18 protein-coding genes are annotated in these 18,190 nt (G+C 69.8%); 7 read left to right on the plus strand and 11 right to left on the minus strand.

Features of this window, described 5'->3' with window-relative positions:
• The 5 genes from Ahu01nite_RS45630 to Ahu01nite_RS45650 form a co-directional block, all read left to right on the plus strand.
• Positions 1-3,404: RHS repeat-associated core domain-containing protein (locus Ahu01nite_RS45630; protein WP_275411840.1), on the plus strand; the 3,404-nt coding region annotated here is incomplete at its 5' end.
• Between the two features lie 110 nt (positions 3,405-3,514).
• Complete coding sequence (locus tag Ahu01nite_RS45635) at positions 3,515-4,450, plus strand: ABC transporter ATP-binding protein (protein WP_203843018.1); 936 nt, start codon at positions 3,515-3,517, stop codon at positions 4,448-4,450.
• A gap of 2 nt (positions 4,451-4,452) precedes the next feature.
• On the plus strand, positions 4,453-5,193 hold the full coding sequence (locus tag Ahu01nite_RS45640; RefSeq protein ID WP_203843019.1) for an ABC transporter permease: 741 nt from the start codon (positions 4,453-4,455) through the stop codon (positions 5,191-5,193).
• 2 nt (positions 5,194-5,195) lie between these two features.
• Positions 5,196-6,473 carry a sensor histidine kinase gene (locus Ahu01nite_RS45645; RefSeq protein ID WP_239159671.1) on the plus strand — a complete coding sequence of 426 codons (1,278 nt, stop codon included), beginning with the start codon at positions 5,196-5,198 and terminating at the stop codon, positions 6,471-6,473.
• The gene (locus Ahu01nite_RS45650; RefSeq protein WP_203843020.1) at positions 6,470-7,120 is read left to right on the plus strand and encodes a response regulator; all 651 of its coding nucleotides are present in this window, start codon (positions 6,470-6,472) and stop codon (positions 7,118-7,120) included. Before Ahu01nite_RS45645 ends, Ahu01nite_RS45650 begins: the two co-directional genes overlap by 4 nt.
• Positions 7,121-7,233: 113 nt before the next feature.
• Here Ahu01nite_RS45650 and Ahu01nite_RS45655 read toward each other — a convergent pair whose 3' ends face one another.
• Entirely contained in the window at positions 7,234-7,857 is a 624-nt protein-coding gene (locus Ahu01nite_RS45655; protein WP_203843021.1) for an NADPH-dependent F420 reductase, read from the minus strand.
• 23 nt (positions 7,858-7,880) lie between these two features.
• A complete protein-coding gene (locus Ahu01nite_RS45660; RefSeq protein WP_203843022.1) occupies positions 7,881-8,615 on the minus strand; it encodes an SDR family NAD(P)-dependent oxidoreductase in 735 nt (244 codons plus the stop codon).
• A 113-nt stretch (positions 8,616-8,728) separates the two neighbouring features.
• Between Ahu01nite_RS45660 and Ahu01nite_RS45665 the strand changes: the two genes are divergently transcribed.
• A complete protein-coding gene (locus Ahu01nite_RS45665; RefSeq protein ID WP_203843023.1) occupies positions 8,729-9,313 on the plus strand; it encodes a TetR/AcrR family transcriptional regulator in 585 nt (194 codons plus the stop codon).
• Positions 9,314-9,330: 17 nt separating this feature from the next.
• On the opposite strand, the gene Ahu01nite_RS45670 is transcribed toward Ahu01nite_RS45665, so the two are convergent.
• The 6 genes from Ahu01nite_RS45670 to Ahu01nite_RS45695 form a co-directional block, all read right to left on the minus strand.
• A complete protein-coding gene (locus Ahu01nite_RS45670) occupies positions 9,331-10,260 on the minus strand; it encodes a LysR family transcriptional regulator (RefSeq protein WP_239159672.1) in 930 nt (309 codons plus the stop codon).
• Between the two features lie 46 nt (positions 10,261-10,306).
• Complete coding sequence (locus tag Ahu01nite_RS45675; protein ID WP_203843025.1) at positions 10,307-10,642, minus strand: hypothetical protein; 336 nt, start codon at positions 10,640-10,642, stop codon at positions 10,307-10,309.
• Positions 10,643-10,699: 57 nt separating this feature from the next.
• Positions 10,700-11,458, minus strand: a complete 759-nt coding sequence (locus Ahu01nite_RS45680) for a thioesterase II family protein (protein WP_203843026.1) — start codon at positions 11,456-11,458, stop codon at positions 10,700-10,702.
• A gap of 19 nt (positions 11,459-11,477) precedes the next feature.
• Positions 11,478-12,812 carry a jacalin-like lectin gene (locus tag Ahu01nite_RS45685; RefSeq protein ID WP_203843027.1) on the minus strand — a complete coding sequence of 445 codons (1,335 nt, stop codon included), beginning with the start codon at positions 12,810-12,812 and terminating at the stop codon, positions 11,478-11,480.
• An 89-nt stretch (positions 12,813-12,901) separates the two neighbouring features.
• The gene (locus Ahu01nite_RS45690) at positions 12,902-14,044 is read right to left on the minus strand and encodes a DUF1996 domain-containing protein (RefSeq protein ID WP_203843028.1); all 1,143 of its coding nucleotides are present in this window, start codon (positions 14,042-14,044) and stop codon (positions 12,902-12,904) included.
• Between the two features lie 149 nt (positions 14,045-14,193).
• The gene (locus Ahu01nite_RS45695) at positions 14,194-15,027 is read right to left on the minus strand and encodes a helix-turn-helix domain-containing protein (protein WP_203843029.1); all 834 of its coding nucleotides are present in this window, start codon (positions 15,025-15,027) and stop codon (positions 14,194-14,196) included.
• A 94-nt stretch (positions 15,028-15,121) separates the two neighbouring features.
• Between Ahu01nite_RS45695 and Ahu01nite_RS45700 the strand changes: the two genes are divergently transcribed.
• A complete protein-coding gene (locus Ahu01nite_RS45700; RefSeq protein WP_203843030.1) occupies positions 15,122-16,270 on the plus strand; it encodes an acyl-CoA dehydrogenase family protein in 1,149 nt (382 codons plus the stop codon).
• Here the strand turns inward: Ahu01nite_RS45700 and Ahu01nite_RS45705 are convergent.
• The 3 genes from Ahu01nite_RS45705 to Ahu01nite_RS45715 all read right to left on the minus strand — a co-directional run bounded on the left by Ahu01nite_RS45705 (position 16,263) and on the right by Ahu01nite_RS45715 (position 18,050).
• Positions 16,263-16,499, minus strand: a complete 237-nt coding sequence (locus Ahu01nite_RS45705) for a hypothetical protein (protein ID WP_203843031.1) — start codon at positions 16,497-16,499, stop codon at positions 16,263-16,265. The two genes, Ahu01nite_RS45700 and Ahu01nite_RS45705, sit on opposite strands and share 8 nt — an antisense overlap.
• A 154-nt stretch (positions 16,500-16,653) precedes the next feature.
• On the minus strand, positions 16,654-17,772 hold the full coding sequence (locus tag Ahu01nite_RS45710; protein WP_203843032.1) for an FAD-dependent oxidoreductase: 1,119 nt from the start codon (positions 17,770-17,772) through the stop codon (positions 16,654-16,656).
• A complete protein-coding gene (locus Ahu01nite_RS45715; RefSeq protein WP_203843033.1) occupies positions 17,769-18,050 on the minus strand; it encodes a hypothetical protein in 282 nt (93 codons plus the stop codon). The genes Ahu01nite_RS45710 and Ahu01nite_RS45715 overlap by 4 nt, the downstream gene beginning before the upstream one ends.
• Positions 18,051-18,190 lie beyond the last annotated feature (140 nt).

The raw sequence follows: 18,190 nt of genomic DNA on the forward strand, positions 1-18,190 counted from the left end.
CCGCGCTGACCGGCATGAAGGACATGGCCAAGGGCATGCTCGGCGCCCTCAAGGGGCTCGGCTCCGGGCTCTCCACGATCACCAAGGGTCTCGGCGACACGCTCAAGGGTGGCGTCGGGAAGATCGGTGACCTGCTCCGCAACCTCGGGAACCGCCCGCCCGACATCAAGTTCACGGCGACCGAGCTGAAGATCCGCGACTGCGTGACCGACCCCGTGGACGTCGCGACGGGCGAGGTCGTGCTGACCGACAACGACCTGGGGCTGCTGGAGCGCACGCACGTCTCGTCGTACCGCGCCGGCCGCTGGTTCGGGCCGTTGTGGACCTCGGTGCTGGACCAGCGCCTGGAGCTGGACGACGAGGGCAGCTGCTACTTCGCGCCGGACGGCATGATCCTGGCCTACCCACAGGCGGAGCCCGGCGAGCAGGTGCTGCCCCTCGATGGCCCGCGCCGCCCGCTGACCTGGTATTCCGACGGCGGCGCGGAGATGCACGACCCGGAGACCGGTGCGACGCTGCTGTTCCGCCCGGCCGGTCCGGTGTCGGCGCTGACGGCGGTGATCGGCCCCGCCGGGCGTACCGAGATCACCTGGGAGGGAGAGACGCCGGTCCGGATCGCCTTCCCCGGCGGCGAGTCCTTCGACATCACCGTCACCGACGGGCTGGTCACCGCCGTGGGTGACGTCGCCTACGGCTACGACGACGACCGGCGGCTGACGGAGGTCGTCACCGAGCGCGGCCCGGAACGTTTCGAATACACCGACGACCGCATCGCCGCCTGGCACGACTGGAGCGGCACCTATCGATACGAGTACGACGACCGCGGCCGCTGTGTCCAGACCGTCAGCAGCAACGGCTACCTCGACGGGCGCATCGCCTACGACGACGAGCAGCGCACCACCACGTTCACCGATGCCCTCGGCCACACCACCGTCTACCACATCAGCCCCCAGCTACGTACGAGCAGCCGCGTCGACCCCCTCGGCCGCGTCACCGCGTACGACTGGGACAACTGGGGCCGCCTGCTGTCCACGACCGACCCCCTGGGCAACGCCGCCGAGCAGGAGACCCCCGCGGACCACGACCTGATCTACGCCTGGATCGATCCCGAGCGGGGCGAGATCGAGTACGGGCCGTTCAGCACCGTCGCCGCCTGGACCGATCCCGCCGGTGCGCGCACCGAATTCGGCTACGACGCGGAGCTGCAGCTCACCTCGGTGACCGACCCGCGCGGCCTGGTGTGGCGCTACGCGTACGACGCCGCCGGCCAGCTCATCGCCGAGGTCGACTTCGACGGGCGGCAACGCCGGTACGAGTACGACGCCGCGGGACGGGTCATCCGCCTCGTCGACACCGACGGCGCGATCACCGAGTTCGGGTACGACGCGTGGAGCCGGCTGACCGAACGGCGTACGGCCACGGACACGGCGACGTTCCGCTACGACGAGGCGGGGCTGCTGCTCGAAGCGCGCAACAACGACACCGAGCTCGTCCTCAGCCGGGACGAGCGGGGCCGGCTCGTACGGCAGAGTACGAACGGCAGCGCTCTGACGTTCGAGTACGACGACATGATGATGACCCGGCACCGGCGTACCCCGTCGGCCGTGGCCAGCTCGTGGCAGTGGGAGATGATCCTCGGCCACGCCGCCTGGCTGACCGTCGGCGGGCACGAGCTGACCCTGGACCACCAGGAGGACGGCCGGGAGGTCCGGCGCAGCGTCGGCGGCGACGTCGTGCTCGAACAGATCTTCGACGACGAGGACCGGCTCGCCATGCAGCGGATCATCGGCGACCGGTTGCGCACCTTCGGATACCGCGCGGACGGCAAGCCCGAGTCGGTGACCGACGGCTCCGGGATCACGAGCCTGGAACTGGACCCGGCGGGGCGGGTTCTCGCGGTTCGCGGCGCGGGCAGGGACGAGTTCTACCGCTTCGGGCCGGCGGGCAACCTGGCCGCCGCGGGAGACCGGGAGTTCCGTTACGAGGGCACTCTGCTGCGCCAGGCGGGTGACATCGGATACGAGTACGACACCCGTGGCCGGGCGGTCACCCGTACCGTCGACGACCGGACCTGGCGGTTCGCCTGGAACGACCTGAACCAGATCGCCTGGGTGCTGACCCCCGGGGGCGACCAGTGGCGCTACCTCTACGACCCGCTGCTGCGCCGCGTCGCCAAGCAGCGCGTCGAACCGGCGACCTCACGGGTCCTGGAGCAGACCGAGTTCGTCTGGAACGGCGCCGCGCTCGTCGAGGAGATCCACACCGGCGCTGACGGCGTCGTCCGGGTCACCACCTGGGAGCATCACCCCGACGACGACTACTGCGTGGCCCAGGTACGCGACGACGTGCTCGGTGTCGTCGTGACGGACGCCGTGGGCACACCGACCGATCTGGTCGTGGCCGGGAAGGCCGTCCCGGCGGGTGACTTCGACCTGTGGGGCCGCCAGCGTGGCCCGCATCAGCCCGCCACGCCGTTGCGCTTCCCCGGCCAGTACTTCGACGCGGAGACCGGGCTGCACTACAACGTGCACCGCTACTACGACCCGGCGACCGCGCGTTACCTCAGCCCCGACCCGCTGGGTCTCGTCCCGGCACCCGACCCGGCCGCCTACGTAGGCAACCCCATCGCCGACTTCGATCCGCTGGGCCTGATGCCCGCGTGCAACCTGGCAAAGGACCTGAAGTTCGAGAACCTCTCCTTCGAGAAGCAGTTCGACAAGATCACGGACGGAGCGATGGGCAACACCGTCCTGAAGAACCTTGTCTTCCGCAAGGTGCCGGACGGTGATCCGACCAAGGGCATCACCATGGGTGGCTTCAAGTTCCCCAGCCCGGCGAAGTTCGACACGAACTCCCAACTCTTCAAATGGGGCAACGGCAAGACCAACCTGATCTCGGAGCACCGGGTGGTCGACGTCAAGAATCTGAATATCGGCGCGACCGACAACATCGCCGTGCACCTCAACGTGATGGTCAAGCAGACCGGCTTCGACATGATCAGCAACACCGAGGGCATCGCCAAGTTCCACATCTCCGACTTCCACCTGACCGCCCGGCCGCTGAAGGAGCAGTTGACCATCACGAAGAACCAGACCTCGAGCTCGATCTTCGGCGACAACTCGGTGCACTGGAACACGGACATCGCCAAACCGGCCGGCTCCGGCGACCGCTTCACCAACCTCTCCAACCTGGCCGACAAGCTCGACATCAGTCCGGTCCAGGTCAACGACGCACTGGGCAACGTCGCGCTGCGGCCGATGGACGCGATCGACACGCTGCAACAGTTCCAGAAGGACTTCGCTGCCAAGATCATCAATGGTCTGAACGGCGAGAACATCAAGGTGGAGTTCACCTTCGACTCCACCGCGGACGTGGACGCCGCCTTGGCCCAGCTGAAGAAGTAGGCGGATCCCGGCGTCAACCGATCGGTTGATGCCGGGGTCACTCCCGGCCGCATGCGGCCGTAGCCACGGAGGCGATTCGGTGCCCCCGTGCCGGGCGGCAGGCTTCTCGTATGGCAATCATCGAGGTAGACGGCCTCGTCAAACGGTACGGCGGACACACCGCGGTCGACGGGGTGAGCTTCGCCGTCGAGCCGGGCGAGATCTTCGGCATCCTGGGTCCCAACGGGGCCGGTAAGACCACCACCGTCGAGTGCATCGAGGGCCTGCGCAGGGCTGACGGCGGGTCCATCCGGGTCTGCGGCATCGACGCGCAGAGCGGTGACGGCGAGCTGCGGCAGGTGCTCGGCGCGCAGCTGCAGGAGAGCGAGCTGCCCGACAAGCTCAGGGTCGGTGAGGCGATGGAGCTCTACAGCTCCTTCTACCGCGACCCGGCCGACTGGCGGGAGCTGATCGAGACCCTGCACCTGACCGGCAAGCTGAACGCGCCGTTCCGCAAGCTGTCCGGCGGGCAGAAGCAGCGCCTGTCGATCGCGCTCGCCCTGGTCGGCAATCCGAGGGTGGCGGTGCTCGACGAGGTCACCACCGGGCTCGACCCGCAGGCCCGCCGGGACGCTTGGGATCTCATCGAGCGGATCCGGGACCGCGGCGTGACGATCCTCCTGGTCACCCATTTCATGGAGGAGGCCGAGCGGCTCTGCGACCGGCTCGCGGTGATCGACGCCGGGCGGCTCGTCGCGCTCGACACCCCGGCCGGGCTGGTCGCGCGGGTCGACGGGCGGCAGCGGGTCCGGTTCCGGCCGTCCGCGCCGCTGGAGCACGCGGTGCTGACCGCGCTGCCCGAGGTCAGCTCGGTGGAACGGGCCGGGAGCCAGCTCGTGGTGACCGGCACCGGCAACCTGCTGCTCGCCGTGACCACCGCGCTCGCCCGGGAGCAGATCGTCGCCGGGGACCTGCGGGTCGAGCAGACAACCCTGGACGACGCGTTCGTCGCGCTCACCGGCCGCCGCATCGACGCCACCAACTCCGCCGGCTCTGAGGAGATCTGATCATGTCCGCACTGTCGAGACTCACCGTCACCGAGACCAGGCTCTTCCTGCGCGAGCCGATCGTCGTGTTCTTCGCGGTCGCGTTCGCCCCGATCCTGCTGATCGTCCTCGGCCTGATCCCGTCGATGCGCGAACCCGTCCCGGAGCTCGGCGGGCTGCGGATGATCGACATCTACCTGCCGATCGTCGTGTCCATGGGCATCGCGCTGTTCTCGCTCAGCGGCCTGTCGCAGCTGTTCGCGTCCTACCGGGAGAAGGGCGTCCTGCGGCGGCTGCGCACCACTCCCGTCCGGCCCGTGGTCCTGATCGGCGCCCAGCTGCTGATGGCCACGATCATGTCGGTGCTGACCATGCTGGTCATCCTCGCGATCGGGCGGCTGGCGTTCGACGTGCGGCTCCCGGGGCAGCTCACGGCGTACCTCATCGCTTATCTGCTTGTCGCTCTTGCGATGTTCGCCATCGGTCTGCTCGTCGCGGCGCTCGCCCCCAGCTCCAAAAGCGCCAGTGCCATCGGGTCGCTCGTGTTCTTCCCGCTCATCTTCTTCGCCGGGCTCTGGCTGCCGCGGGAGGCGATGAGCGGCACCCTGCGTACGATCAGCGACTTGACCCCGCTCGGCGCCGGCGTGCAATCATTGCAGGACGCCACCGCAGGTCAGTGGCCGCAACCGCTGCACCTCGCCGTCCTGCTCGCCTGGACCGTCGTGGCCGGCGGCCTGGCCGCACGCTACTTTCGCTGGGAGTGAGAGTGGGCATCGAGGCCGAGCTGCGCGAGGAGTTCGACCGCTGGGAGAGCAAGGGGAACACCGCTCTCAAGCTGGTGCCCTACTTCCTGCTCGCGGTCAGCGTCACCATCAGCCTTCTGCAGCCGTTCGGGCATTCCCGCGCCCAGCTGTTCGCCGCGCTCGGGCTCTCGGTCACGGTCGCGTGCTGGATGCTCTGGTTCCACACGCTGCATCCGCGACCGGTCATGGTTCTCTACTACGCCGGGCTCCTGGCGCTGACCGCCGCACTGGTGGCCATCGCCCCCTGGTACGGGTTCTTCGCGTTCGCCTGCTACTCCCAGGCGTACTACCTGCGGGGCCGCTGGCGTTACCTCGGTGCCGCAGCGACGGCGACGATCTCGGCGACCGCGTTCCTGGGCGGAGTGGCCGAGATCAACGCCGACGGCCTGTGGGGTGCGTGGCTCGGCGTCGGGGCGGTCTCCGCGGTGCTGGCCGTCGCTCTGTTCTACTTCGCCGAGATGGCCATCCACCGCAACGACCGGCAGCGCCAGGCCCTCGTCGAGCTGCACCACGCCAACGTCAGGCTCGAGGACGCGCTGGCGGAGAACGCCGGGCTGCAGGCCCGGCTGATGGAGCAGGCCCGGGAGGCCGGGGTGTTCGACGAGCGGCAGCGGATGGCCCGCGAGATCCACGACACGCTCGCCCAGGGGCTGGGCGGCATCCTCACCCAGCTGCAGGCCGCCGAGCAGACCATGGACAAGCCGGAGACACTGCACCGGCACATGATCAACGCGATGGATCTGGCCCGCGAAAGCCTCACCGAAGCCCGCCAGAGTGTGTACGCCGTCCAGCCCGCGATGCTCGCCGACGCCCGCCTCCCCGACGCGATCGGCGAGGTGGCCCGGCGCTGGTCCCAGGTCAACGCCATCGACGCCGCCCTGACCACCACCGGCGATGCCCGCCCGATGCACACCGACGTCGAGGTGACGCTGCTGCGGACAGCGCAGGAGGCCCTCGCCAACGTGGCGAAACACGCGCGGGCCGGCCGGGTCGGCCTCACCCTGTCGTACATGGAGGATCTGGTGACTCTCGACGTCCGCGACGACGGCGTGGGCTTCGACCCGGCCGCCCCTCGTGCCTCCCGCACCGGCGGTTTCGGGCTCGCCGGCATGCGCCAGCGGGTGCAACGCCTCGCCGGCCGGCTGGAGATCGAGTCGGAACCCGGCGGCGGCACGGCGATCTCGGCGACCGTGCCGGCCATCCCCGCGCTTTCCGTTTTCCCCGGCGGAGGTGCGCAGTGATCTCGCTGTTGATCGTCGACGACCATCCGGTGGTGCGCGACGGACTGCGCGGCATGTTCAGCGCCGACCCCCGCTTCGAGGTCCTCGGCGAGGCAGCCGACGGCACGGAAGCGGTCACCGCCGCGGAGCAGCTGCACCCCGACGTCATCCTCATGGACCTGCGCATGCCGGGAACCGACGGCGTCACCGCCATCAAGGAGCTGACCCGCCGCGGCGTGCAGTCCCGGGTCCTGGTCCTCACCACCTACGACACCGACAGCGACGTCATCCCCGCCATCGAGGCCGGCGCCACGGGATATCTGCTGAAGGACGCCCGCAAGGAGGAACTGTTCCACGCGGTCGAGGCCGCCGCCCAGGGCCAGGCGGTCCTCTCCCCCGCCGTCGCCACCCGCCTGATGGGCCAGCTCCGCCGCCCCGCCACCGAACCCCTCTCCCAGCGCGAGCTCGAGGTCCTGCAGCTCATCGCCCAGGGCCGCACCAACCGCGACGCCGCCAAGCAACTCTTCATCAGCGAGGCCACAGTCAAAACCCACCTCCAGCACGTGTACGCGAAACTGGACGTCAGCGACCGAGCCGCCGCCGTAGCCACCGCGTTCTCCCGCGGCTACCTGACCCCCACGCCGAACACCCACCGGCACCAGAGCTGATCACGCCGTCCAGCCCGCCGCCGACCTCCGGTCGCGGGACTGCCGGCCACCGACCGCCGGCCGCAGGGCTGCCGGCCACCGACCGCCGGCCGCGGGGTTGCCGGCCCGCGGGTTCAGCCGGTGACTTCGTTGACGCCGAGGGCGAAGTCCCAGTGGCCGACGCCGTTACCGGCGAGGCCCACCGTGACCACGCCGACGCCTTCCAGCCAGTGCGCCATTCTCAGGCCGCCGGCGTCCAGCGGGCGCAGGCCGAGGGTCCTGATGAATGCTGCCACGCTCGCCTTGGCCTGTTCGTTGTCGCCGGCCATGAAGACATCGGGGCGGCCCTTTTCCAGGACGCCCTGGAAGATGGTGTTGAACGCCTTCACCACGCCGGCGTCGGCCGGGGCGACCTTGGCGGCCTCTGCGGCGATCGAGGTCTCCCCGGTGTGGGCCAGGCCGTCGAATGTGGCGTTGAACGGGTTGCTGATGTCGACGATGACCTTGCCTGCGAGGGCGTTCCCGTACTCCGCGACGACCGGGACGACCGCGGCGTACAACAGGGCCGTGATGACGATTTCCCCGGCTGGGACGGCGCCCCACCTGCCCGTTGTCGTGTCGCCGCCCAGGGTTTTGGCCAGGGTGTCGGCCTTGGACTGATCGCGTCCCATGACCTCGACGGTGTTGCCGCCCGCCACTGCGAGCGTGCCGATGGTGCGGGCCATGGTGCCCGTACCGATGAAGGTGATCGTGCTCATTGGGGGTGGTCTCTTTTCTCGGGTCAGAGGGCGGTGGTGCCGCCGTCGGCGACCAGTTCCAGGCCGTTGACGTAACTGGAGTCGTCGGAGGCGAGGAACAGCGCGATGCTGGCGATCTCCTCGGGCCGGCCCATCTTTCCGCGGGGGATGAGGGACTCGAAGGCGCTCCTGGTCGCCTCGTCGAACAGTTCTTCCTGCTTGGCGGTGGCGACCTGGCCGGGGGTCAGGACGTTGACCCGGATCCTGCGGTCGCGCAGCTCGTTGAGCCAGACGCGGGCCCAGGCCTGCTGGACGGCTTTGCTTCCCGCATAGAGGCTCCAGCCCGGAAAGGCGCCGAGGGAGGCGTTGGATCCGGTCATGAGGATCGAGCCGTTGTCGTTGATCAGCGGCAGTGCCTTCTGCACGGTGAACAGGGTGCCGCGCGCGTTGAGCGAGAAGGCGCGCTCGAACTGCTCCTCGGTGATCTCGCCGAGGACGGCGGGTTCGCCCATCCCGGCGCTGGCCCACAGCACGTCGATCGAGCCCTTCTCCCGCTTGACGGTGTCGTACAGGCGGTCCAGGTCGGCCAGGTCGGCCGCGTCACCCTGGACGGCGGTGACGTTGCGGCCGATCAACGCGACGGCCTCGTCGAGCGCCTCCTGCCGCCGGGCCTGGATGAAGACGTGCGCCCCCTCCTCGACGAACAGTTGGGCGCCCGCCAGCGCCATACCGGTAGATGCGCCGGTGATGACCGCGACCTTGCCATCGAGCTTTCCCACGATTACTCCGTCCGAGTTTTATGCACACCGAGTTGTTTACTTAACGTAGGGCACGATCGACCCCGAGCGCAAGCTAGGTACACCGATCCGTACCGAACGGCTATGCTGGGGGCATGACGGAGTTGGAGAAGGGTCCCCTGGGTCAGCGCCGTGGCCGGGGCGCCCGCGAGCGCATCATCGGCGCGTCCCAGCAGCTGTTCCGTGACCAGGGCATCAACCGCACCGGCATGGACCAGCTCTGCGCCGCGGCCCAGGTGTCCAAGCGCACGGCCTACCAGCACTTCGCGAACAAGGACGAACTCGTCGCCGAATACCTGCGCCGCTTCGACCCCGACGTCATGCCCGGCGTGTTCGACCGCCCCGACCTCACACCCCGCGAACGACTCCTCGCCGCCTTCGCGATGCCCGAAACCACCCCGCTGTGCCCCTACATCGCGGCGTCAGTCGAACTCCACGACCCCGAGCACCCGGCATCCGAGTACGCCCGTGAGTACAAAACCGCCATCGCCGCCCGGCTCACCGAAACAGCCCGCGAGGCCGGCGCCACCAACCCCGAACAGCTCGGCGAACAGCTGGCGCTGCTCATCGACGGCGCCTCAGCCCGCACCCGCGTCCTCAACAGCGATTCGTTCCCCACCGCCGCCGCGATCGCCGTCGTCCTCATCGACAACGCCATCCCCGCGGCAGCCCAGCGCTGACCCGGTGACGGACGCGCTCAGACCACCCAGCTCGGCGTCCAGGTTCCGGGGGCGCGGTGGCCGGTTGTGGTGGCGGCGAGGTAGGCGCGGAGGGTGGCCAGGGCGGGGTGGGGGTTGTCGCGGCGCCACAGCAGTGAGTGCGGGTAGACCGGCGTCGGATCGGTCAGGGGAATCCGGCGCAGGTCGTAGCCGGTCGGCCAGACGAGCCGGGTGTGCTCCCCGATGAACGTGGCCAGCGCCGGGGTGTCGGCGATCGTGTCCAGGAGCGCGTCGGAGCCGAGGTTCGGGCCGGTGGCCTCGATCGTGAGACCGAACTCGGCCGCAAGGTCCGCGTAGTAGGCGCCCCACTCCGTGCCCGGGGCGATGCCGGGCATCCAGATCCGGTGCCCGGCAAGCTGCGCCACGCCCAGCGACCGGGCCGACGCCAGCCGGTGACCGGGCCCGGCGAGCAGCTGCAGCGGCTCATCGAGCACGCGGACGGTGGCGACGTCGTCGGGGACGGGCCGGTCGGGCATCGCCACGGCGCGGAAGGACGCGTCGATCGCGCCGGAGCGGACGGCGTCGACCGCTGTCCCGGCATCGAACAGCTTCATCACATCAAGGTCGACTTCCGGATGCGTACGGTGAAAGCCCCGCAGCATCCCCGACGTCGCCAGCCGCGAGGCGATCACATCCACCCGCAACGGCCGGCTGCCGGGACGCACCGACGCGACCGCACGCTCGGCGACCCGCAACAACTCCCGGGCGTGAGGCAGGAACGCCTGCCCGTCGATGGTCAGCTCAGCGCCCCGCGGCGTGCGGTGGAACAGCCTTACGCCGAGGATCCGCTCCAGCGCCGCGATGCGCTTGGAAACCGCCTGCTGACTGATCGACAGCTCCGCCGCGGCCTCCTGAAACTGCCCCGCCTCCACGACGGCGGCAAACGTCCGCACGGCCTCAAAATCCACGCCGCCGACCCTATAACTACAACTACTGGTTGTAGCTCTCCATCCCTCAGGAACCGTAACCAGGCGTCCATACCTCACCGCGGACCCCGTCAAGGTCGCCATCCGCGACCCGCCGGAGCAACACGAACGCTTCCCGCCGGGAGACACCCGTCCGATGCGAGGCACCCCCACCAGGACCGGTGTCCTCCAGAACGACCAGCCCACGATGCCCACCGAACACGCCCACCGACCAGCCGGAAATGTTCTCGGCCAGCCAGACGTCCCCGTGCTCGGCGTCCACCTCGCCCTCGTCCAGTTCGGCGAGCAGGGCGGCAAGTTCCTCGTCGGAAACATCGTCAACGGTCGACGCCGTGCCGCCGCGGTACAGCAGGGAAAATCGCATGCCGCCATTTTCTCTCCCGCCGCGAAGACCAATCCCCGGGCAGCGAGAGCGGGTCTCTCAGACGGTCGCGGCGGCGAGGTGCTGGCTGATCAGGGTGGTGATCGCGGGCTGGTGGGCGGTCAGGTAGAAGTGGCCGCCGGGGAAGGTTCGCAGGTCGAAGCCGCCGGTGGTGTGGGCCGCCCAGGCGCGGGCCTCGTCGAGGGTGACCCGGGGGTCGTTGTCGCCGGTCAGGGCCACGATCGGGCAGGTCAGTGGCGGGCCTGGCCGCCAGCGGTAGGTTTCCGCGGCGGTGTAGTCGCCGCGGATCGCGGGGAGGATCATCTCCAGGAGGTCGGGGTTGGCGAGGATCTGCTGGTCGGTTCCGCTGAGGGTGGCGAGCTCCCGGACGAGGCCGTCGTCGTCGCGCTGGTGGACGGTGTCCTCCTCACGGTGCCGGGACGGCGCCCGGCGACCGGAGGCGAACAGTGCCACCGGGGCGATTCCCGCGACGGTGCGCATCCGCTCGGCGACCTCGAAGGCCACGGTGGCGCCCATGCTGTGGCCGAGGAACGCGAGCGGCTCGTCCATCAGCGGGCGCAGCGACTGGAACGCTCCGTCGGCGAGGGCACCGATGGTGGTCAGCGGCGTCTCCCGCCAGCGGTCCTGCCTGCCGGGGTACTGCACCGCGACCACCCGTACGGTCGATCGCAGCGCCTCGGACACGGCATGGAAGAAGCTGGCAGATCCGCCGGCGTGCGGGAAACAGACGAGGGTGACGCGGCTGTCCGGGTGATGGTCGAACCGGCGGATCCACAAGTCGTCAGCGGGCTCGGTCATCGGCCGAGTCTGCCACAGGTCAGTTACGGGTGTAGACGACGCCGAGCTTGTCGAGTTCGTCGCCGGCGCGGCCGTGGAAGGCGGTGATGTGCCAGCCGGTCGGGGCGGTGAAGGTGGTGCAGTCCGAGGTGGTGGTGCCGCCGGCGAGGGTGCGGCCGAGGGTGGTGGTCCAGCGGGCGTAGAAGATGCGGGTGGTGTCGCTGTACGAGCCCCGGCACAGGTACAGCGATGACAGGTGCTCGCCCGTCGCGAGGGTGAGTGTGGACTCCGTGCCGCCGGTGCCGCCGTGGGCGTACGTCAGGCCGGTGGAGAGGGTGGTGGCGATCCGGTCGACGCGGGTGCCGGCGCGCAGGGCGACCGCCGTGACCCGGCCCGTGGCCGGGACGGTGGCGACGTCGGTGAAGTAGGTGCCGTGGGGGCCACCGAACTGGTCGCTCAGTTGCAGGGCGGTGTTCGTGGACCAGGAGAAGCCGGCCGTGACCGGGTCGTGGTCCGAGAGCATGAGCCCCGACGAGGTTTCCAGGAACTTCGCGTGCTCGTTGTTGAACGCCGTCGCCGACAGGTTCACCAGGCGGCTCCCGCGATAGAGGACCTTGTCGACGGTTTCGCAGGCGTTGGTGGTCGCCGCCGGGTCGCACACCAGCGCGTCGCTGCCGGCGGCCGGGGCGGAGCCGGCGCGGATCAGCTGGACCCAGGCGTCGGTGAGGCCGTTGGCCGACACGAAGCCACGGATAGTGTCCGCGGCCCGGGTGTAGCGGGTGTTCGTGTCGCCCATGACGATGACCGCGTTGCCCGCCGAGTGGGTGGCGATGACGCTGGTCAGCTGGGCGAGGTTGTCGGCGCGGGAGGTCTGGTCGCCGCTGGTCGTGCCCGCGTTGGTGTGCAGGTTGTAGACGTCGACGTAGACGCCCTCCGCGAGGCGTACCCGCTGGAAGGTGTAGCCCTTCGGGGTGAGGCAGTCGCCCGAGTCGAGCTGGCAGGAGTTCCACCGGCCGCGTTCGAAGTCGTCCACGTCGTACGCGTTGCCCGACAGGGTGTTGAGACCGCTGCCGATGCCCGCGCCGCCACTGGTCGGCGTGCGGTACGGGTGGGCGTCCTCGGCGTAGAGATAGCTGTGGTAATTGAAGTCTTCCTGGACCGTGACGAGGTTGTACGCGGCGATGCGCCGGCCGATCGTCGTCGTGCTCGACTGGCGGGGCGTCGGCGCGCTGGACAGCCCCTCGGGCAGGCCGGCGATGTTGTAGGAGAGCACGGAGAACGTGCCCGTGGCGGCGGAGGCGGGGGAACTGGTGACGGCGAACGTCGCGGCGAGGGTCAGGCCCACCGCCGCGACGCTGCTGAGGACACGGCGCATACCGCGTACTTTATAGATTGAATTTGATCGATTGAAGAACGTCGGGGGCAGTGCGTGTCGCCGGGCGGTGACGCCGGCACTGACCCCGATCAGTACGAGAAGGGGTCGTAGCCGTCGTTGTTGCAGGTGCGGCGCTGGACGATGCAGTTCTTCGTGCGCTGGTTCATGGCGTTGACGTCCCACATGACGAAGGCGTCGCCGTGCATCGAGGAGGCGCTCTTGCCGGCCGGGTCGGAGGAGAGGTAGTAGCCGGCCTTGGAGCCCTTGACGCCGTACTGGATCTCGAAGGTGAGGCTGGGGATCTTCACCGGGTGGTCGGCGGGGCAGGCGTTGCCGGAGCCGTACGCCACATGGTCCTTGTGGTTGGGGCTGTCCAGGTGCTTGCCGTCCCAGCAGTCCGGGAACCGCAGCGTGAAGTGCAGGGTCGCGTCGCCGCCGCAGATGGGCCAGTTGCCGTTGGTGCTGCGGGCGACGCCGTCGATGTCGCCGGGGCCGTAGAAGGCGCAGTAGAACTGGCCCTGCGCGCCACGCGGGGTGGGTTCCTTCTTCTTCGCGTCGCCGGAGATCATGCGCAAGCCATTCGGCATCGGCATCTGACCGGCCGAGTTGTTCTGCAGGGAACGGTAGTAGACGCGGAAACCCGTGGTCTCGACCGGCTTCTTGGTCGCGTTGTCGTAGAGCGTCGGCACCCAGTAGGCGGAACGGTCCTTGACCGGCTTGCACGTGGTCGCCGTGAACTTCGTCAGATCCGCGGTCCGGGTGTCCGCGTCGACGGCCTTGTTGCCGACGAAGGAATGCATGTGCGACGCGCCGGGCAGGCCGGGGAACACGATCGGGTCGTCCGCGAGCCGGTGGCTGTACTTGCAGTCGGCCCGGAATTCGGGGAGGTTGCCGGCGTCGGCCGGAGGCGGGTCGGCCTTCGTCGCCTTGAACGCGGCGACCTGCTTGCGCCACGCGTCGCCGACCGGGATCCAGCCGTTGACGGCTTCCGCCTCGGGTGTCGGTTTCGGCTTCGGCTTCGGCTTCACCGATGGGGAAGGCGAAGTGCTGGGCATCGTTGAGACTGCGGCCGAGGGCAGAACAGAAGGCACAACCGATGGCTCCGCGTACGCGGAAGCACCAACCGCCGCGTCCGACGGCGCGGAACTGGTCGCCGAGCCGGAGCAGGACGCCAGGCCCGCCGCGACGATGACAGCGACAGCGATCCCCGCGCCGGTTCTACCTCGAGACACGACCACTCCCCTGCGACAGCCTCAACAACACCGTCGAAAGGGTAAGTACGTAAAGCCGTGAACCGTGAGACCCCGGAGCCGGGAAAGCCCGTCCGTCCCCGGGGAAGGACCCGTCAGGTCAGACCTTGCCCGATCCGCGCGGAAAAGCGTTATCCGGCACCGGGCCGGACAGCCTCCTCGGGCGAGACCAGCAGGGCGAGTGCCCTGGCGGAACGGGAGCCGGGCTCGGCCTGGTAGACGACGAGGGTCTGGCCTTCCGCGCCGGCGACCTGGAACTTGTCGTAGTGCAGGTCGAGATCGCCGACCAGCGGGTGGTGCAGGTGATGGATGCCGCTGCTGGGCTGGGGGCGTACGTCGTGGCGGTCCCAGAAGCGGCGGAACAGCTCACTGCTCGCGGAGAACTCGGCGACGAGCTCGAGCAGCCGCGGATCGCCCAGGTCCCCGCCGGCGGCGGTCCGCAGGGTGGCCACCACCGTGCGGACCAGTTCCTCCGCCTCGAGCCCCACCACGGCCGGGTCGTGCAGGACAGCGCGCAGCAGGTTGGTGCCGGGCCGGTAGAGCGGGGACACCGCGAACGCCAGCCGGTTGGCCGCCAGAACATCGAAATACCGGCCCTGGACGAAGGCGGGTGTCGCCGGCCAGGACTCGATCAGCCGCACGACGCCGGCGCGGACCCGTTCGGTGCTCCGGGGTGCCTGCCGCCGGCGGGGTGCCGGGCCGGCGAGGTCGTGCAGGTGGGTGGTGGCCTCGCGGGCGAGCCCGAGCGCGTCGGCGATCGCGTCGAGGACCCGTGCCGACGGGTTACGGTCGCGGCCCTGCTCGAGGCGGGTGTAGTACTCGGTGCTGATCCCGGCGAGGACGGCCAGCTCGTCGCGGCGCAGGCCAGGCACCCGGCGGTGGCCGTTGACCGCGATGCCCACGTCCTCGGGCTGCACCTGCTCACGCCGGGCCCGCAGGTATTCACCGACCGGATTGTCCGCCATGTCATGACGATACGACGGCTGGTGAGGGTGGCCCTCGTGGCACCCCTCCCGCGCCGGTCTGGTTGCGCCGATCCGGTCCTGCGAGGCTGCCCCGATGGAAATTATCGACCGGCTCGACCCGTTTACCGCCGATCTGCCCATCGAGGAGGCCGAGCTCGTGGCGGCCGCGTCCGCGCTGGTGCCGATCCTCAGCGCGAACGCGGGCGTCGCGGACCGCACGGAGACGCTGCCCGCCGAGGACCTCACCGCGATGCACAAGGCGGGCCTGTTGCGCCTGGCCACGCCGCGGATCTACGGCGGGGCGCAGGCCGGCGCGGCCGCGGTCACCGCCATCGCGGCCGAGCTCGCACGCGGCTGCTCCTCGGCCGGCTGGGTGCTGACGGTGTTCTACAGCGGCGGCCTCGCCGTCTGGATGTTCCCCGACGAGGTACGCCGCCGCGTCTGGGCCAACGACCCGGACGCCACGGTGTGCGGTGCGTCCGGCGGCGCCGTGCCGGCCCGGCCCGCCGACGGCGGGTACGTGCTCAAGGGCCGCTGGGGCTGGGCGTCCGGCGCGCACCACGCGACCTGGGCGATCCTCGACGTCACCGCCGGCGACGACCGCGGTTTCGCCCTGGTCCCGGTCGGCGAGCTGTCCATCGAGGAAACCTGGCACATGGCCGGGATGCGCGGCACGGGCAGCGACACACTGGTCGCCGCCGACGTCTTCGTGCCCCAGGACCAGGTCCTGCTGATGTCTCAGCATGCCGGCTTCGCCACCGACCTGCCACGACCTCAAGGCCTGATGGGTACGCTCTCCGCGCCCGTCCTCGGCATGGGCATGGCGCTCTACGACCACATCGTGGCGACCCTGACCGCCGGACGGCCCCTCAAATCCGGGCCCTACGCGCGGGCGATCGACGCTCCCGGCGTACGGTCGAATGTCGCCGACGCGGCCATGCTGATCGACAGTGCCATCCTGCAGGCCGCGCGCTCCGCCCGCCTGGTCGACCGGGCAGCCCGCGCCGGCGAACGGCTGACCCCGCTCGCCGACGCCCGCATCCGGATGGACAACGGTTTCGCCGCACGCCAGATCCGCCGGGCGGCTGACAAACTGCTCGACGTCGGCGGCGCGAGCCGGTTCGCCGAGTCCGACCCGGCCCAGCGCATCTGGCGCGACCTCGGAACCGCCATGCGCCACCCCGCGTACATCACGGAGATCGACCGCGAGAAGTACGCCGACCTGCTGCTTGCCGTCAGCTGAAGCGCAACACGTCGGAGGACGGGTCGCGTACGGTCAAGGTCTCCGCACTGAGCTCGTGCGGGTAGCCGGTCGCGGCGACCCGCTCCGCCAGTGCGCGGAGCTCGCCCGGGTCTGACAGCACCAGTTCGGCGCTGAGCAGCCGGGCGCCGTCCTCGGGAGCGGGTTCGCTGCCGCCGAGGCTGAACCGGTTGGTGAAGACGAGCAGCGCCCGGAATTCGGCCACTCCCACGGCGAGGAAGAAGGTCCCGAGCCTGGCGACGACGGTGAAAGCCGAGCACGTCGCAGTAGCTCGACTCCGGCGCGGGCAGCGCACCGGGGATTTCGAGCAGGTCGACGAAGACCTCTGCCGTCGAGGCCGAGAGTGACATTTTTGTCCGCTGTGGTTACTCCTGGAGCATCGTGGCGAAGAAGCTCGTGAGACCCCGGGGCGAGTCCGGGGCGAAGCAGTTCTCGAGGCCCCGGGCTGAGGCCTCGGCCGAGACCGCGGCGCGGGCGAACATCGCCGTCTCATACTCGGCGAGGGCGGCCTCGACGTCGTCGCCGTGTCTGACGAGGGCGAGCGCCAGGTCGAGCCCGTCGAGCATGGCGAGGTTGGCGCCCTCGCCGGCGAACGGCGACATGACGTGCCCGGCGTCGCCGATCAGGGTCACGCCGGGCACGCGCTCCCAGCGGTGCCCGATCGGCAGGGCGAGGATCTGGCGAGCGGCGATGGTGTCGTCGCTGCGCCGGATCAGGTCCAGCAGACCGGGGTCCCAGCCGGCGAAGCGGGTCAGCAGGAAGGCGCGTGCGGCGTGCGGGTCGCTCCAGTCCACGCCGCTGGTGGCCAGCCAGTCCTCGGGCACGCGCATCGACACGCCCAGCTCGATGTCCCGGCCGCCGTGGCCGATCATGCCCTGGTTGTCCGACAGCGCGAAGTACATCCCCGGCCCGGTGAGCGCCGCCGAGTCCGGGTACCGTTGCGCCGCATCGGTGATGCGCAGCCCCGCGTAGGTGATGCCGCTGTATTCCGGCGCTGCCCCGGAGACGAGCGGACGGATCCGCGACCAGGTCCCGTCGGCTCCGACGAGCAGGTCGGCAGCGGTGCTCGTACCGTCAGCAAAAGTGATCCTGCCCGCGACCGCCTCGACCACCCTGTGTCCCCATTGGATCCGGCCGGGGTCGAGAGAGCCGATCAGCAGGCCACGCAGCTGTCCGCGGTCGATCTCCGGGCGGGTGCCGTGGTCGTCGCCCGGGTCGAAGCTGATGAGCGCGGTGGCGGCCTTGTCGAGAACCCGGACCGTCTGGCCCTGCGGGTGGGTGAGCGCGCGGAACTGGTCGTAGAGGCCGGCTTCCCGCAGCGCCCGCTGGCCGGCGTCCTCGTGGATGTCGAGTGACCCGCCCTGGCCCCGGCCCTGCGGAGAGCCATCGGATTCGTAGACGGTGCAATCGATGCCGTGCAGTTGCAGGACCCGGGCGAGCACCAGACCGCTCAGTCCCGCACCGACAATGGCGACGGACCTCATCGGCGTACGCCGGTGAGCGGCAGGGTCATCATCGAGGCCCTCGCCTTTCCGGTCATCGTGCCGCCGTCGATCGCAGCGGTGCATTCCAGCGTCATCGCGAACGGCGACGTGATCGCGGCCTTGAACCGGATCTCCGCCCCGTCGGCGTGACCGTCCGTGATGGCGGTGCCGTCGAAGGTCCCCGTGAGAACGTCCCCGGCGGTGTGGCAGATCAGGATCGCCTGCCGGTCAGCGCCGCGAGGAGGCGTGACAGTGAGTGTCCAGGTGCCGTCGATCATGACAATTCCTTCCCTTGGCAACAGTCGTATACGTAGTACGCGACCAGTCGATTACACCGTATACGACTGCCACACGTCAACGACTGCACCTCCGGGCCGGATATGGTGTAAGCGACCCGTCACGCATCGGAAGGCCAGCC

It is taken from the genome of Winogradskya humida, from assembly GCF_016862215.1.
GTDB lineage: Bacteria > Actinomycetota > Actinomycetes > Mycobacteriales > Micromonosporaceae > Actinoplanes > Actinoplanes humidus.